15 protein-coding genes are annotated in these 14,625 nt (G+C 72.8%); 8 read left to right on the forward strand and 7 right to left on the reverse strand.

The features are described from left to right. Positions 1-21 precede the first annotated feature (21 nt). Positions 22-1,563: a DEAD/DEAH box helicase gene (locus tag DEI93_RS12050; RefSeq protein ID WP_111120293.1), complete on the forward strand. Its 1,542-nt coding sequence runs from the start codon at positions 22-24 to the stop codon at positions 1,561-1,563. A gap of 87 nt (positions 1,564-1,650) precedes the next feature. Here DEI93_RS12050 and DEI93_RS12055 read toward each other — a convergent pair whose 3' ends face one another. Beyond that, positions 1,651-2,526 (reverse strand): PHP domain-containing protein, encoded by an 876-nt coding sequence (locus DEI93_RS12055; protein ID WP_111010843.1) that lies wholly within the window; start codon positions 2,524-2,526, stop codon positions 1,651-1,653. 93 nt (positions 2,527-2,619) lie between these two features. On the opposite strand from DEI93_RS12055, the gene DEI93_RS12060 reads away from it, so the two are divergent. Beyond that, positions 2,620-4,098 (forward strand): aminopeptidase P family protein, encoded by a 1,479-nt coding sequence (locus DEI93_RS12060; RefSeq protein ID WP_181436099.1) that lies wholly within the window; start codon positions 2,620-2,622, stop codon positions 4,096-4,098. Positions 4,099-4,128: 30 nt separating this feature from the next. Beyond that, a complete protein-coding gene (locus DEI93_RS12065) occupies positions 4,129-4,614 on the forward strand; it encodes a GNAT family N-acetyltransferase (RefSeq protein WP_111120291.1) in 486 nt (161 codons plus the stop codon). Between the two features lie 42 nt (positions 4,615-4,656). Here DEI93_RS12065 and DEI93_RS12070 read toward each other — a convergent pair whose 3' ends face one another. After that, the gene (locus DEI93_RS12070) at positions 4,657-5,634 is read right to left on the reverse strand and encodes a YflT domain-containing protein (RefSeq protein WP_111120290.1); all 978 of its coding nucleotides are present in this window, start codon (positions 5,632-5,634) and stop codon (positions 4,657-4,659) included. A gap of 68 nt (positions 5,635-5,702) precedes the next feature. Between DEI93_RS12070 and DEI93_RS12075 the strand changes: the two genes are divergently transcribed. Genes DEI93_RS12075 through DEI93_RS12085 form a run of 3 tightly spaced genes read left to right on the forward strand, consistent with a single transcriptional unit; the run spans position 5,703 to position 8,803 of the window. Next, positions 5,703-7,031: a magnesium transporter MgtE N-terminal domain-containing protein gene (locus DEI93_RS12075; protein ID WP_111010847.1), complete on the forward strand. Its 1,329-nt coding sequence runs from the start codon at positions 5,703-5,705 to the stop codon at positions 7,029-7,031. 52 nt (positions 7,032-7,083) lie between these two features. Continuing rightward, the gene (locus DEI93_RS12080) at positions 7,084-7,629 is read left to right on the forward strand and encodes a DUF1003 domain-containing protein (protein WP_111013692.1); all 546 of its coding nucleotides are present in this window, start codon (positions 7,084-7,086) and stop codon (positions 7,627-7,629) included. Then, positions 7,622-8,803 carry an Mrp/NBP35 family ATP-binding protein gene (locus DEI93_RS12085; protein WP_111120289.1) on the forward strand — a complete coding sequence of 394 codons (1,182 nt, stop codon included), beginning with the start codon at positions 7,622-7,624 and terminating at the stop codon, positions 8,801-8,803. The genes DEI93_RS12080 and DEI93_RS12085 overlap by 8 nt, the downstream gene beginning before the upstream one ends. 110 nt (positions 8,804-8,913) lie before the next feature. Here the strand turns inward: DEI93_RS12085 and DEI93_RS12090 are convergent, their stop codons facing one another. Further along, a complete protein-coding gene (locus tag DEI93_RS12090; RefSeq protein WP_111010849.1) occupies positions 8,914-9,273 on the reverse strand; it encodes a twin-arginine translocase TatA/TatE family subunit in 360 nt (119 codons plus the stop codon). Between the two features lie 62 nt (positions 9,274-9,335). On the opposite strand from DEI93_RS12090, the gene DEI93_RS12095 reads away from it, so the two are divergent. Next, positions 9,336-9,968 carry an O-methyltransferase gene (locus tag DEI93_RS12095; RefSeq protein WP_111010850.1) on the forward strand — a complete coding sequence of 211 codons (633 nt, stop codon included), beginning with the start codon at positions 9,336-9,338 and terminating at the stop codon, positions 9,966-9,968. Here DEI93_RS12095 and DEI93_RS12100 read toward each other — a convergent pair whose 3' ends face one another. The 4 genes from DEI93_RS12100 to dapE all read right to left on the reverse strand — a co-directional run bounded on the left by DEI93_RS12100 (position 9,969) and on the right by dapE (position 13,437). Then, complete coding sequence (locus DEI93_RS12100; RefSeq protein WP_111010851.1) at positions 9,969-10,691, reverse strand: AAA family ATPase; 723 nt, start codon at positions 10,689-10,691, stop codon at positions 9,969-9,971. It lies immediately after the preceding gene. A 157-nt stretch (positions 10,692-10,848) separates the two neighbouring features. Next, entirely contained in the window at positions 10,849-11,019 is a 171-nt protein-coding gene (locus DEI93_RS12105) for a DUF3117 domain-containing protein (protein ID WP_111010852.1), read from the reverse strand. Between the two features lie 106 nt (positions 11,020-11,125). Further along, a complete protein-coding gene (locus DEI93_RS12110; protein WP_111120288.1) occupies positions 11,126-12,370 on the reverse strand; it encodes a mannosyltransferase family protein in 1,245 nt (414 codons plus the stop codon). Further along, positions 12,355-13,437 (reverse strand): succinyl-diaminopimelate desuccinylase, encoded by a 1,083-nt coding sequence (gene dapE / locus DEI93_RS12115; RefSeq protein ID WP_111120310.1) that lies wholly within the window; start codon positions 13,435-13,437, stop codon positions 12,355-12,357. The genes DEI93_RS12110 and dapE overlap by 16 nt, the downstream gene beginning before the upstream one ends. Positions 13,438-13,651: 214 nt before the next feature. Here dapE and dapD point away from each other — a divergent pair, with 214 nt between their 5' ends. Further along, positions 13,652-14,599, forward strand: coding sequence for a 2,3,4,5-tetrahydropyridine-2,6-dicarboxylate N-succinyltransferase (gene dapD, locus DEI93_RS12120; RefSeq protein ID WP_258372308.1), 948 nt, complete (start codon positions 13,652-13,654; stop codon positions 14,597-14,599). Positions 14,600-14,625 lie beyond the last annotated feature (26 nt).

Consider the following 14,625-nt stretch of genomic DNA (forward strand, 5'->3'; position numbering starts at 1 on the left):
CAACGAACAGGGTTGAACTCTTTGACTTTCTCAGATCTCGACATCGAGCAGGACATCGTCGACGCGCTCGCGGCCAAGGGCATCACGGAGCCCTTCCCGATCCAGCAGCAGACGATCCCGCTCGCACTCACCGGCCAGGACATCATCGGCCAGGCCAAGACCGGAACGGGCAAGACGCTCGGCTTCGGCCTCCCCCTCATCCAACGGCTCGGGCACGACCCCGAGCCGGGCGTCAAGGCGCTCGTCGTGGTCCCGACCCGCGAGCTCGCCGTCCAGGTGTTCGAGGACCTCGAGCTCGCCGCGTCGAACCGTCCGGTCAAGCTCGCCGCGATCTACGGCGGCAAGGCGTACGAGGGCCAGATCGAACAGCTCAAGGACGGCGCGCAGATCGTCGTCGGCACGCCGGGTCGCCTCATCGACCTCCACCGGCAGCGGGTGCTCGACCTCGGCCACGTGCAGGAGATCGTCCTCGACGAGGCCGACAAGATGCTCGACCTCGGGTTCCTGTCGGACATCGAGCGCATCTTCCAGTCGGTCCCGGCGGTGCGCCACACCATGCTGTTCTCGGCGACCATGCCGGCCCCGATCGTGGCGCTGGCCCGGCGGTTCATGTCGAAGCCGATCCACATCCGCGCTTCCGACCCGGACGAGGGCCTGACCCAGGCGAACATCAAGCACCTCATCTACCGGGCGCACGCGCTCGACAAGGACGAGGTCATCGCCCGGATCCTCCAGGCCGACGGGCGCGGCAAGACCGTCGTCTTCACGCGGACCAAGCGCGCCGCGGCCCGGCTGATGGAAGAGCTCCAGGACCGCGGGTTCAACGCCGCGGCGGTGCACGGCGACCTGAACCAGGAGCAGCGGGAGCGCGCGATGGCCGCGTTCAAGGCCGGCAAGCGGGACGTGCTCATCGCCACCGACGTGGCAGCGCGCGGCATCGACGTCGACGACGTGACCCACGTCATCAACCACACGATCCCGGACGACCCGGACACCTACCTGCACCGGGCCGGGCGGACCGGCCGCGCGGGCAAGACCGGCATCGCGGTGACGTTCGTCGACTGGGACGACCTCCACAAGTGGTCGCTCATCAACAAGGCGCTCGACTTCGGGCAGCCGGAGCCGACCGAGACCTACTCGTCCAGTCCGCACCTGTACACCGACCTCGACATCCCGGCCGGCACCAAGGGCCGTCTGCCCGGTTCGTCCCCGCACGCGGCCGCGCCGGCCAAGCAGCGGTCCGAGGGCGGCCGGTCCGAGGGCGGCCGGTCCGAGGGCGGCCGGTCCGGGTCCGGGTCCCGCTCGCGCACCCGGTCGGGAGGCCCGACCACGACGAGTGCGCCCGCCGTGGGCTCCGACGCGGTCGGCGCGGAGCCGGAGGCGGCGGAGACCACCGCCGGCACGACCGGTCCCGAGGGCAGCTCGCCGCGGCGTCGGCGTCGCCGCCGTCGTGGTGGCAGTGGTCAGGCCGGGACGACGGCCGCCGACGCGGCGGCCACCGGCGGCGGGTCCGCGGGGTCCGCGGCGAGTTCGTCCGCGGCGAGCGGTCCGGCTGCCGAGTAGTCCGCACACGGTGGTCGTCCGGCGACGACCACCGTGACGGGTCCCGTCGACGCGCGTCCAGCCTCCCGGCCGGACGCGCTTCGCTCGTCAGACGGTGAGTCGGGATCCCTCGCCGACGACCGGTTCGGAACCGGTCGCGGACGCGACGATGGTCCGGAACGCGCGCTCGGCGGTGCGGTGCTCGCCGAGCCGGTTCGGCTTGCCGGTGCCGTGGTAGTCACTCGAGCCGGTCACGAACAGCCCGTAGCGGTCCGCCCAGTCGAGCAGGACGCGCTTGCCGTGCGTCAGGTTCTCGCGGTGGTCGACCTCGAGCCCGCCGAGTCCGGCCTCGACGAGGTCCTCGAGCGCTCGCTCGTCGAGCACGATCCCCCGGGTCGACGCCGCCGGGTGCGCGATCACGGGGACCCCGCCCGCGGCACGGATGAGCTCGACGCCGGCCAGCGGCGACGGCGCCTCGTGGGGCTCGTAGTAGCCCGCGGCGGGGTGCAGGATGCCGCGGAACGCCGCGCTGCGGTCGGCCTCGAGCCCGGCGGCCACGAGTGCGTCCGCGATGTGGGGTCGGCCGATCGTGGCACCCGGGCTCGCCTGCGCGATGACGTCCTGCCACGACACCGGGTGGTCGCGGGCGATCCGCTCGACCATGCGCATCGCACGATCGACGCGGCCCTCGCGGATCCGCTGCGTCTCGGCGACGAGTCCGGGGTGGGTGGGATCGACGAGGTACCCGAGCACGTGCACGCTCCGGTAGCCGATCCGCGTGCTGAGTTCGAGCCCGGGCAGGAGCGTCATCGGGAGCGTCCGGGCCGTCGCGATGGCCTCGTCCCACCCGGCCGTGGTGTCGTGGTCCGTCAGCGCCAACGCGTCGAGGCCCGCGGACGATGCCGCACGCACCAGGTCGGCAGGCCGCTCGGTGCCGTCCGAGACGCTCGAGTGCGTGTGCAGGTCGATGAAGGGATCGGGCACCCGGCCATGCTAGCCGTGGACTCCCCGGTGCCCTGGCGATCGACGCCCACGGCGCCCGGGTCGGTGCGCGACGCATGGTGGGATGATGTGAGCATGGCCGAGCCGACTCCCCGCGCGACGAGCAACCGATCGACGACCCCCGGGTCCTCGACCTTCAAGGACCACATCGCTTCCAACTGGGCGGAACACGACCGCGCACTGCCCGACGCACGCGAGCAGGCATCGTTCGCTGCGGAGCGCCGGGCACGGCTCTCCGCGCTGCACCCGGGCCGGACCCTCGTGGTCCCCGCCGGCCAAGCGAAGGTGCGCTCGAACGACTGCGACTACCCGTTCCGACCGCACTCCGCGTTCGCCCACCTGACGGGCTGGGGCACGGACGCGGTCGTCGGGTCGGTCCTCGTCCTGACGCCGAGGGCCGACGGCCACGACGCGACCCTGTACTTCCGCGCGAGTGCGGGCCGGGACTCCGAGGAGTTCTACGCGAACCCCGAGATCGGCGAGTTCTGGGTCGGACCGCGCCCGTCGCTCGAGGCGGTCGCGGCGGACCTCGGCATCGCGACGCGCGATCTCGGCGCATTCGCCGACGTGGCGGACCGGCTCGACACCGACGCGCTCCTCGTCCGTGACGCCGACCCCGCGTTCACCGAGGCGCTCGACGGCCGGCTCGGGGTCGCGGTGGGCGGGATCGACGCCACGAGCGACACGCCCGCGACGGACGACGTGCTCGCCCGCGACCTCAGCGAGATGCGTCTCGTCAAGGACCCGTACGAGGTGAACGAGATGCGTCGTGCCGTCACCGCGACCAAGCACGGGTTCGACGACGTCATCGCGGACTTCGACACGGTCCTGGCACACCCCCGCGGCGAGCGCATCGTCGAGGGCACGTTCAACCGTCGCGCCCGGGCGGACGGCAACACCGTCGGGTACGACACCATCGCCGCGGCGGGCTCCCACGCCTGCATCCTGCACTGGACCCGGAACGACGGTGCCGTCGCGCCGGGCGACCTCATCCTCATCGACGCCGGGGTCGAGGTCGAGAGCCTCTACACAGCCGACATCACGCGGACGTTGCCGGTCTCCGGGCGCTTCACGGAGGTGCAGCGCCTGGTCTACGACGCGGTACTCGAAGCCGCGGACGCCGCGTTCGCCATCGTGCGCCCGGGCATCACCTTCCGCGACGTCCACGCGACCGCCATGCGCGTCATCGCCGAGCGGACCGCCGAGTGGGGCTTCCTCCCGGTGAGCGCCGAGGAGTCCCTGCGCCCGGAGGCCCAGTACCACCGCCGCTACATGGTGCACGGCACGAGCCACCACCTGGGGCTCGACGTGCACGACTGCGCGAAGGCCCGTCGCGAGCTCTACCTCGACGGCACGGTCGAGGCCGGCATGGTGTTCACGATCGAGCCGGGCCTGTACTTCCAGGAGGACGACCTGACCGTCCCCGAGGAGTTCCGCGGCATCGGCGTCCGCATCGAGGACGACATCCTGGTCACCGAGGACGGCGCGGAGAACCTGTCCGTCGGCATCCCCCGCACCGCCTCGGACGTCGAGGCCTGGGTCGCGAGCCGCTGAGCCCAGAGGTCGACCGGTACCCTGCTGCCCGTGAGCACCCCCGAGACGCGCCCGTTCACGATCGCGCCGGAGCACTTCGACGCCCCTGACGCCGTTCGCCTGCGCGCCGCCCAGCGCATCGAGATCGACGGCACGTACGGGCGCGACACCGAGCCCGGCGAGAAGCCCACGGCCGAGCCCATCGCGGTGTTCTTCGTCGCCCGCGACACCCACGGCGCGCCGCTCGGCTGCGGCGGACTGCGGGTGGTCGAGGACGGCGTCGTCGAGATCAAGCGCATGTACGTGCGGTCCGAGGCGCGCGGCACCGGGGTCGCCGCGGCGCTCCTCGCCCAGCTCGAGGTCGCCGCACGGACCCTGGGGGCTCCGGCGCTCGTCCTCGAGACCGGGACGGAGCAGCGTCGGGCGATCCACTTCTACGAGCGCGAGGGCTTCACCCGCATCGCGAACTTCGGCCCGTACGTCGGCGCTCCGTTGTCGGTCTGCTACGCCAAGGTGCTGACGGCCCCCGAGGCGTGACCGACTGACCCGCGTGCGGCTGGCCCCGCGCCGTCCACGTGCTCAGTCGGCCTGGTCGTCCCGCCGGCCGCCCTGGTGGCGGCGGTCCTCGGCGCCCTCGTGGTCGCCCGAGTCGTCGGATGCCGGCTGCGCGGGCGTCGGTGTCGGTGTCGGCGTCGGCGTCGGCGTCGGGCTGACCCGTTCCCCGTAGCGCGGCGGCTCGTCCACCGGTGCCTGCGGGCCCGGCTGGCCGGGGCGGGCCTCCTGTCCGGACGGCCGCTCGGCCCGGACGGCGCCCGGTTGCCCCTCCTGCCCGTACGGCGGCTGCTGCTGCTGTCCGGACGGCTGCTGCTGTCCGTACGGTGGCTGCTGTTGCTGCCCGTACGGCGGCTGCTGCTGCTGCCCGTACGGCGGCTGCTGCTGCTGCCCGTACGGCGGCTGCTGCTGCTGCCCGTACGGCGGCTGCTGCTGCCCGTACGGAGCCTGGCCGTGCCCACCCTGGGGCGGTCGGCCGGGGTACTGCGGCCCGCCGAACTGCTGGGGACCCGCCGCCCAACCGCCCTGCTGCTGACCGAGCAGCTGCCGGGCCCGCATCGTGAGCTGGGGGTCGACGATGATCTGGTAGTTCATGGCGAGGACCTGGTGCACGCTCGTGAAGTCGCGCTGCCGCCGCGTCACCGAGAAGCTCACGACCCCGTAGAGCATGCCGAACGCGGCGCCGATGAGCGCGGCGGCCCAGAACGACCCGCCCGGCGCTCCGGAGAACAGCGTCAGCACGATCCCGAAGAAGAACCCGAGCCACAACCCGCTGAGTGCACCGGCGAGCGCCGCGCGTCCGTAGGTCAGCTTGCCCGTGACCCGCTCGACGGTCTTGAGGTCGTTGCCGACGATCGACACCTGTCGGACGGGGAAGTCCGCCGCGGCGAGCTGGGCCACGACGCGCTGGGCCTCGGGGTACGTCTGGTACGTGCCCAGGACGTCGCCGCGCGGTGGGGTGGGGAACGCGGCGCCGGGACGACCGAACGGGCTCTGAGTACTCACACAGGGCATCTTCCACCAGCACCCTTGGCGCCCGACGTGAACCAGGTGCGAGCGACTACGCTGGACGGGTGAGCGCCACGAAGGTCTTCGTCGCCCGCCTGGCCGGGTGCTCCGTCTTCGACCCCGCGGGCGATCGCGTGGGCCGCGTCCGTGACGTCCTCGTCGTCTACCGCCGAGCGGATCCGCCCCGGGTGGTCGGGCTCATCGTCGAGGTCCCCGGCAAGCGCCGCATCTTCGTCTCGATCGGCCGGATCACCTCGATCGGCGCCGGACAGGTCATCACGACCGGGCTCGTCAACATGCGTCGCTTCGAGCAGCGCGGGGGCGAGGTCCGGGTCATCGCCGAGATGCTCGGTCGCCGGGTGCTCGTGACGCGGGACCGCGTCCGCGCCACGATCGAGGACGTCGCGATCGAGGACCGCGGCCAGGGTGACTGGGAGGTCGCGCAGCTCTTCCTCCGCAAGCCGAAGACGACCCCTTCGCCGTTCGGCAAGGGCCCGACGACGTTCGCGTCCTGGAACGAGGTCACCGAGGAGGACACGCTCCCCGGCGAGTCCCAGTCGGCCGAGCACGTCATCGCCGCCTACTCCGACCTGCTGCCGGCCGACCTCGCCTCGACACTGCTCGACCTCCCCGCCGAGCGCCGACTCGAGGTCGCGGGCGAACTCCCCGACGACCGTCTCGCCGACGTGCTCGAGGAGATGCCGGACCAGGAGCAGATCGCCATCCTCTCGGGCCTCGAGGACGCCCGCGCGGCCGACGTCCTCGACCAGATGCAGCCGGACGACGCGGCGGACGTCCTCGCGCAGATGCCGGACGAGCGGAGCGAGGCCCTGCTCGAGCTCATGGAGCCGGAAGAGGCCTCCGACGTCCGCATGCTCCTCGAGTACGCGCCGGACACCGCCGGCGGGCTCATGACGACGGAACCGGTGATCGTCTCGGCCGACGCGACCGTCGCCGAGGGTCTGGCACTCATCCGCCGACACGAGCTCGCTCCCGCGCTCGGCGCCGCGGTGTGCGTCACCCTGCCGCCGTACGAGCCGCCCACCGGACGGTTCCTCGGCTTCGTCCACTTCCAGCGCATGCTGCGCTACCCGCCGAACGAGCGCCTCGGCACGCTCGTCGACACCCAGCTCGAGCCCGTCCGCGTCGACGCCAGCGCGGCCGAGGTCACGCGGATCATGGCCACCTACAACCTCGTGTCCGTCCCGGTCGTCGACGACGCCCACCGTCTCGTCGGGGTGGTGACGATCGACGACGTCCTCGACCACGTCCTGCCGGATGACTGGCGAAGTCAGGACGGGCCCTCCGGCCCGGCCTCCAGACCACGGCAACGCACGCGCAGGACCCCGGTGACAGCCGGAAGGAGGACCACAGGTGGCACGAGCACGAGATGACGACCGTCGCCGCACCGACCGCAACGAGCTCCGCCTCGACTCGCCGAAGGGCATGCGGACGCGGGTGCTGCCGAGCCGACGCCGCGGCCGAGGGGACGCCTTCGGCCGACTGACCGAGGCGATCGCACGCGGCATGGGCACGCCGTGGTTCCTCGTCGGGCTCACGCTGTTCGTCGTGGTCTGGATGGGCTGGAACACGCTCACCCCGGCGGCTTGGCAGTTCGACTCCGCAGCGATCGGGTTCACCGCGCTGACGCTCGTGCTCTCACTGCAGGCGTCGTACGCGGCACCCCTCATCCTGCTGGCGCAGAACCGGCAGGACGACCGCGACCGCGTGCAGTTCGAGCAGGACCGGCAGCGCGCCGAGCGGAACCTCGCGGACACCGAGTACCTCGCCCGCGAGGTCGTCGCGCTGCGCCTGGCCGTCCGGGACATGGCGTCGAAGGACTTCATCCGCTCCGAGCTCCGGTCGCTCCTCGAGGAACTGGATCGTCGCGACGAGGCAGCGGCCGCCGCGGCCGCAGCGGCGGCGTCCGACGCCGCCGACGCCGCCGCGAAGGCCGGACAGGAGACGGCGGCGAGCGGTCTGCATGGCTGAGGTCGCGCCTCCCGGTCGACCCGCGACGACCGGTGACGTCGCGCTCGCGGGTGCCGTCGTGGCCGCGCTCGGTCGTGTGCTCGACCCGGAGATCCGCAGGCCGGTGACCGAACTCGACATGGTCCGGAGTGTCGACGCCGAGCCGGGAGGCACGGTGCGGGTCGACCTGCAGCTCACGATCGTGGGGTGCCCGGCCGCCGACACCATCGAGCGCGACGTCCGCGCGGCCGCCGCGAGCGTGCCCGGCGTGGCCGACGTCGTCGTCGACCTGTCCGTGATGTCCCCGGCCCAGCGGTCGGCCCTGACGGAGCGGCTGCGCGCGGGGCGCCCGCGCGGGGTGCAGTTCACCCCCGAGACCCTCACCCGCGTCGTCGCCGTGACGAGCGGCAAGGGCGGCGTCGGCAAGTCGACCGTCACCGTGAACCTCGCGGTGGCGCTCGCCCGCCGCGGGTTGCGCGTCGGCGTCCTCGACGCGGACGTGCACGGGTTCAGCGTGCCGGGCCTCCTCGGGCTCACCGACGAGCGTGGGCGGGCGCCGCGGCCGACGCGGGTCGACAGCATGATCCTGCCGCCGGTGGCCCACGACGTGAAGGTCGTCTCGATCGGGATGTTCGTCGACGACGCCTCGACGGCCGTGGCCTGGCGGGGGCCGATGCTCCACCGCACGATCACCCAGTTCCTCACCGACGTGTGGTTCGGCGACCTCGACGTCCTCCTCCTCGACCTGCCGCCCGGCACCGGTGACGTCGCGATCTCGGTCGGGCAGCTGCTGCCCCACGCCGAGGTCCTCGTCGTCACCACACCGCAGGCGCCGGCGGCGGACGTCGCCGAGCGGAGCGGCGTCGTGGCGCGCCAGACCGGTCAGCGGGTCGTCGGTGTCGTCGAGAACATGGCCGGCCTCGTGCAGCCGGACGGCAGCGTCCTCGAGCTCTTCGGGTCGGGCGGCGGTGCCGAGACCGCCCGACGGCTGTCCGTCGGGCAGGACGAGCCCGTGCCGGTGCTCGGGAGCGTGCCGCTGTCGGTGGCGCTGCGCGAGGGCGGGGACGCCGGCGTCCCGGTCGTCGCGGCACACCCCGAGGACCCCGCTGCCGTGGCGCTCACCGCCGTCGCGGACCGTCTCGTCGGGATGGGCCGCGGTCTGGCGGGCCGGAAGCTCGGGCTCGGCGTGCGGTGACCCGCTCGACGGGGCGTCAGCGCGGTCGCACCGCTGGGTTCCGGTCGAACACCGGGATCACGCGGTTCGACCGGAAGCGAGCGGTGCGCCCCGGCGGCGGGAGGCTCGGGTCAGGTCGCTTCGCCGTCGTACGGCGCCGCCTCGCCCGCCTCGAGGGTCTCGACGGGCGCGGTCGCCCGGACCGCCGGCGGGGTGATCGGCTGCGGCGTCTCGCCCACGGAGTCGGCCAACAGCGCGTCACGGATGATGCGCCGGGGGTCGTACTGTCGCGGGTCGAGCTTCTGCCACTCGATGTCGTCGAAGTCCGGCCCCATCTCGTCCCGCATGCGGGTCTTCGCGGTGTCGGCCAGGCCGCGGAGCATCTTGACGAACTGCGCGAGCTTCTGCGCGTACATCGGGAGTCGCTGCGGGCCCAACAGGAACACGGCAATGATCCCGATGACGAGGATCTTGTCGAACGAGATGGACACGGGAGAAGGGTAACGCCTCCGGCGGTCAGGTCACCCGTAGAGTTGATGGCCGAGGAGTGTGCGTGTCAGAGAAAGAGTCGAACTGGAAGTTCGCGGAGGACATCGTCGCGGAGCCCGAGGTCGTGGCCCGTGCGCGGGAACACTCCCTCGAGCTCGGCGTCGAAGCGGTGTCCCCCGCCGTCGGCGCCCAGATGAGCGTCATCGCGGCGGCGTCCCGCGCCACGGGCATCATCGAGATCGGGACGGGGCTCGGCGTCTCGGGGCTGTACCTGCTCGCGGGTGCCCCTGACGCCACGCTCACGACCATCGACGTCGAGGTGGACCACCAGCAGTACGCGCGCGACGCGTTCCTGCACGCCGGTGCCGTGCCGAGCCGCGTGCGCCTCATCCCCGGTCGCGCCGCCCAGGTGCTCCCCCGCATGAACGAGGCCTCGTACGACGTCGTCGTCGTCGACGCGGACCCGGAGAACGTCATCGAGTACGTCGAGCACGGGCTGCGGCTCGCGCGGATCGGCGGGACCGTCCTCGTCCCCCACGCCCTCTGGCGCGGCCGGGTCGCCGATCCCACCAAGCGCGACCGGGCGGCGACGGACTTCCGCACGCTGCTCACCGAGGTCTCGACGTCGGGGGCGGTCCGGAGCGCGCTCTCGCCCGCCGGTGACGGTCTGCTCCAGATGACGAAGGTCACCAGCTGATCAGAGCAGGTGCCGCAGGTACCGCTCCGGCGCGTCCAGGTAGGCGCGCCAGTTCCTGACCAGCTCGAGGTCCTCCCAGGCGGACGGCCGGATGCCCCACTCGCCCACCTCGTGCACCTTCGCACCGGGGAACGACGCCAGGATCGGCGAGTGCGTCGACAGCACGATCTGCGCCCGCGGATCCGTCAGGACGTCCTGCATGAGCCGCATGAGCTCGAGACACCCCTGGAACGACAGCGCCGACTCGGGCTCGTCGAGCAGCCAGAGACCCGGCCAGGTGGACCGGTCGGCGACGAAGTCGAGGAACGCCTCGCCGTGGCTCCGCTCGTGGAACACCGGTTCGGGCCGTCCGCCCGGGTGCTGCTCCAGGTAGGTGAAGAACCCGTACATCGTCTCCGCGCGCAGGAACGTGCCGTTGCGCTCCGCGCCGGGGTCCCGGACGAGCCGCAGGTGGTCGCCGAGTGTCGACTCGGACGCACGCGTGCGGTGCACCGCTCCGGTCGACCCGCCCTCGGCGTTCAGTCCGAAGGCGATGGCGAGCCCCTCGACGATCGTCGACTTGCCCGCGCCGTTGTCGCCGACGAGGACCGTGCACCGATCGAGGTCGAGCCCGGACTCGAGGACCTGCGCGACCGGTGCGAGGGTCGCGGGCCACACGCCGCGGGGCATGGGGTCGCCCCCGCGCTCCTCGATGCGACGGACGGGCAGGCGCGAGGCGGGCATGCGCTCATCCTGCCCGATCCGGGAGGCCCGCTGACCGCCGTCCGGGGAGGCGCGGCGACGGCGATCCGAGCGGCCCGGCGACGGCCGCTCCGGCGGCGGAGACGACGAACCGCCCGGGTCCGAGGACCCGAGCGGTTCGTGTGGTGCGTCGTGACGACTACACCGAGACGACCTCGGCGAGTGCGTCGTGGAGTTCCTTCGCCTCGGCATCGTTGACCGAGACGACCAGACGGCCTCCACCCTCGAGCGGAACCCGCACGATGATGAGTCGACCCTCCTTAACAGCCTCCATCGGCCCGTCACCGGTCCTCGGCTTCATGGCTGCCATCAGATGTCCCCTTTCGTGCAGTACATGCCCGTCCATTATCCGGCACGGAGGGCCGATCTGCGAAACCATCCAGCTCGACGTACCCCGAACCGCCCCGGGAGCCGGATCACGGCGGCGTCCAGTCGTACCCGTTGATCCACCAGCAGGAGTACATCCACGCCACCTGCAGCGCGATCGAGACGGCCACCACGGCGACGCGGTACGTCACCCATCGCGGGCGGGCGACGATCGCGAGCATCGGGAAGAGCGGCATGAGGATGCGCCAGGTGCTCGACTGCGGGAAGAACACCGCGAGCAGGTACACGAAGTACGACGCCGACCAGACCCGCAGCTCCGGCCCGATCGCCCGGGCAGCCGGCATGAGGAGGAACCCGGCGAACCCCGCGAGCACGAGCACGAGCAGGACGCCGCCCGCGGGCTCGTGGAACCACCAGTCGAACCCCTGGATCCACGGCGCGAACGGGACCAGTTCGTGTCGGCCGATGTAGGACTGCCGCCAAGCGAGCTCGGTGTCCGTGTACGCCTTCGGCACCCCGGTGACCGCCCACGCGATCGTCGGCCACGCCAGCCCGACGAGCCCCGCGACCACGGCCACGACCGCCGGCGGGATCGCGGCGCGCAGCGACAGGGGGTCCGCGGCACTGCGGCGCACGAACCGCAGCACGAGGTAGCCGACCATCATGAGGGCGATCGCCAGGCCGGTCGGCCGGGTGAACCCGAGGACGACCACGACGGGCAGCATCCACCAGAACCGGCGCGTGACGAGCAGCCACAACGCGAGCGTCAGGAGGAACACCCCCATCGACTCCGCGTAGGCCACCTGGAACATCGTGGACACGGGGGCCACGCAGAACAGCACCGTCGCGAAGGTCGCCGTGCCCTCGGGCAGGAACCGGCCGACGAGACGCCGGAAGAGCAGGGCCGCCGCCCATCCGAACAGCACCGAGACCGTCACCGCGACGACCGCGTACCCCGCCCCGGTCGCCTCCATGAGGCCGCGGACGAGGAACGGGTAGGCGGGCATGAAGGCCCAGGCGTTCTCCGTCACGGCGCCGTCGGTCCCGATCGGCAGTGTCGCGGGGTACCCCGTCTGGGCGATGAGGGCGTACCAACGGCCGTCCCAGATCGTCGCGAAGTCGAGGTAGCGCGGCGAGGCCAGCGTGAACGAGTTCTGGGTCTGGACGCGCGCGAACGCGGCCAGCAGCCCGAAGGTCACGATCCGCGCGAGGACGTACACGATGGTGACGCGGAACCACCACGGCACCATCCGGTACTGCACGAGCAGCCGGACCCGGACCGGCCGTCGCGGGCGCTCCCGCTCCGGCCTCGCGGTCGTCAGGCCGTCAGCCACCGCCGGAGGCCCTCCTCGACCGCGGTGATCTGCGCGACCGGCACGCGCTCCTCGTCGTGGTGGGCGAGCGCCGGGTCCCCGGGGCCGTAGTTGACGGCGGGCACGCCGAGCGCCGAGAAGCGGGCGACGTCCGTCCACCCGTACTTCGGCTTCGGGGCGGCGCCCCCGACCGCGGCGACGAACTCCTGCGCGAGCGGCGCGTCGAGCCCGGGGCGCGCACCGGCCGCGAGGTCGACGATGGTGACGTCGTACCCGTCGAACAGTTCGGTGACGTGCGCCACGGCCTCGTCCGCGGAGCGGGAGGGTGCGAAGCGGTAGTTGACGTGGAGCATGACCTCGTCGGGGATCACGTTGCCCGCGATGCCGCCGGTGATCCCGACGGCGTTGAGGCCCTCGCGGTACTCGAGACCGTCGACCTCGACCGTGCGCGGCTCGTAGGCGGCGAGACGGTCGAGGGCCCCGGCGATCTTGTGGATGGCGTTGTCACCGATCCAGGAGCGGGCACTGTGCGACCGCTGGCCGTACGCGCGGACCTCGGCGCGGAGGTTCCCGTTGCACCCGCCCTCGATCTGGGCGTTCGACGGTTCGCCGAGGATCGCGAAGTCCCCGGCGAGCAGCTCGGGCCGCGTGCGAGCGAGGCGCCCGAGGCCGTTCAGGGCGTCGCTCACTTCCTCGTGGTCGTACCAGACCCACGTGACGTCCACGGTGGGGTCGACGAGGTCGTGCGCGAGCTTGAGCTGGACGGCACACCCGCCCTTCATGTCGACGGTGCCGCGGCCCCACAGGACCTCGGCGTCCGCTTCGGTGCGGGTCTGGGTGGGCAGGTTGGCGTTGAGCGGCACGGTGTCGATGTGACCGGCGATGACGACCCGGCGATCACGGCCGAGCCGCGTCCGCGCCACGATCGCGTCGCCGTCGCGCGCGACCTCGAGGTGGTGGAGCGGCGTGAGCACGGCCTCGATGGCGTCCGCCAGTCCGCCCTCGTTCCCCGACACGGACTCGACGTCGCAGATCGCGCGCGTGATGTCGATGGACGAAGCGGTCAGGTCCAGCGTGGCGACGGGCATGGGGGCAGCCTAGCGGGGCCGCCCCGGCACCCGACCGGGAGGCCCGCGACCGCCCGCCCGGACACGCAGGACGAGCGGCCGAGGGGGGCCGGGCCTCCCGTCCGGACGGTCCGCGGACGGACGGAGGGGCGCCGCTACCCTGGTGCCCGTGACCGAATCGAGCAGCAGCACCGACGCCCAGCAGCGTGACCCGGACGCCGTCGGCGACGACCGGGTGCCGACACACGCGTGGGGGCACGGTCTCGCGACGATCGCCGCGGACGGCACGGTCCTCGACACGTGGTTCCCGGCGCCGCGGCTCGGCCGACGGCCCGAGGGCACGGACGGTGCCGTTCCCGCCGACCTCACCGAGGCCGCCGGCGACGACCCGCGCCGCGCCGTCCGGCTCACGGTGACGACCGTCGAGATCACCCTCGACGCCGCGCCCGCCTCGACCCCGGATGCGTACCTCCGGCTCCACCTGCTCAGCCACCTGCTCGTGCGGCCGAACACGATCGCGCTCGACGGCGTGTTCGCGCACCTGCCGACCGTGGTCTGGACGAACGCGGGTCCGGTCGCCGCCGACGACTTCCCGCGACTCCGACCGGCACTGCAGCGGGCCGGGATCGTCGCCCACGCGATCGACAAGTTCCCCCGGCTCCTCGACTACGTCGTGCCCGACCGCGTCCGCATCGCGGACGCCGCACGCGTCCGGCTCGGCGCGCACCTGGCCCCGGGCACGACCGTCATGCACGAGGGCTTCGTCAACTTCAACGCGGGCACCCTCGGCGACGCCATGGTCGAGGGCCGCATCTCGCAGGGCGTCGTGGTGGGGCACGGCAGCGACATCGGTGGTGGCGCCTCCATCATGGGGACGCTCTCCGGCGGCGGCACCCAGCGCGTGCGCATCGGGGACCGCGCGCTCCTCGGCGCGAACGCAGGGCTCGGGATCTCGCTCGGGGACGACTCCGTCGTCGAGGCGGGCCTGTACGTCACGGCGGGCACGAAGGTCACGCTCGTCGGCGCGGCCCCCGCCCCCGACGGCACCCCCCGGACCGTGAAGGCCGTCGAGCTGTCCGGCGCGCCGAACGTGCTGTTCCGCCGCAACTCGCGGACCGGCGCCGTGGAGGCCCTGCCCCGGTCCGGCACGGGCATCCAGCTCAACGCGGCGCTGCACGCCTGACGGGCGGCCGGTCCGGCCGGCGCCGG

The organism is Curtobacterium sp. MCBD17_035 (assembly GCF_003234815.2).
GTDB lineage: Bacteria > Actinomycetota > Actinomycetes > Actinomycetales > Microbacteriaceae > Curtobacterium.

What these genes read in the sequence shown, in the direction of transcription:
- DEI93_RS12060 (WP_181436099.1), top strand. Translation starts at nt 2,620, where the DNA reads ATGGCCGAGCCGACTCCCCGCGCGACGAGCAACCGATCGACGACCCCC.
- DEI93_RS12080 (WP_111013692.1), top strand. Translation starts at nt 7,084, where the DNA reads ATGCGGACGCGGGTGCTGCCGAGCCGACGCCGCGGCCGAGGGGACGCC.
- DEI93_RS12085 (WP_111120289.1), top strand. Translation starts at nt 7,622, where the DNA reads ATGGCTGAGGTCGCGCCTCCCGGTCGACCCGCGACGACCGGTGACGTC.
- DEI93_RS12100 (WP_111010851.1), bottom strand. Translation starts at nt 10,691, where the DNA reads ATGCCCGCCTCGCGCCTGCCCGTCCGTCGCATCGAGGAGCGCGGGGGC.
- DEI93_RS12105 (WP_111010852.1), bottom strand. Translation starts at nt 11,019, where the DNA reads ATGGCAGCCATGAAGCCGAGGACCGGTGACGGGCCGATGGAGGCTGTT.
- dapE (WP_111120310.1), bottom strand. Translation starts at nt 13,437, where the DNA reads ATGCCCGTCGCCACGCTGGACCTGACCGCTTCGTCCATCGACATCACG.